Here is a 399-nt window from a genome sequence, read left to right on the forward strand (position 1 = left end):
GGATGCGCATCGCCTTGTAGTTCTGGCCGAGAACCGGGACAAGCGCTGATCTCATTCTCTGCGGCGGACAGTCGCTTCCAGGTCGGCGATGAAACGGCTTTCATCGACGTGGTGTTCAAGGCACGCTTCAGCCACGGTATGGAATGTGCCGATCGGGCAGCCGACGCACAGCATCTTGTATCTCAGCACCACAGCCACCGTTGCCGGCCATTTCCTCATGATTTCGTCAACGACCATGTCGGGGTCAATCGAACTGGGTTGCTTCACGATGAAGTCTCCGCGATTTGCGAAGCCTCTTCATAAATCGCGTTCGGACCGCTCTCGTTGCGCTTTCGCAATCTGAAAATGATTCAGATCAAGACACGGCGCGCGCGACCTCGATAAGCAATGGGATAAAGT

At 55.4% G+C, this 399-nt stretch carries 1 protein-coding gene; it reads right to left on the reverse strand.

The window, feature by feature from the left end; translation table 11 throughout:
* Positions 1 to 51: 51 nt before the first annotated feature.
* Positions 52 to 237 (reverse strand): DUF1858 domain-containing protein, encoded by a 186-nt coding sequence (locus EN879_RS38660; protein ID WP_032899674.1) that lies wholly within the window; start codon positions 235 to 237, stop codon positions 52 to 54.
* Positions 238 to 399: the final 162 nt, after the last annotated feature.

The sequence above is a fragment of the Mesorhizobium sp. M7A.F.Ca.AU.002.02.1.1 genome (assembly GCF_003998535.1).
Lineage (GTDB): Bacteria > Pseudomonadota > Alphaproteobacteria > Rhizobiales > Rhizobiaceae > Mesorhizobium > Mesorhizobium ciceri.

What these genes read in the sequence shown, in the direction of transcription:
- EN879_RS38660 (WP_032899674.1), bottom strand. Translation starts at nt 237, where the DNA reads ATGGTCGTTGACGAAATCATGAGGAAATGGCCGGCAACGGTGGCTGTG.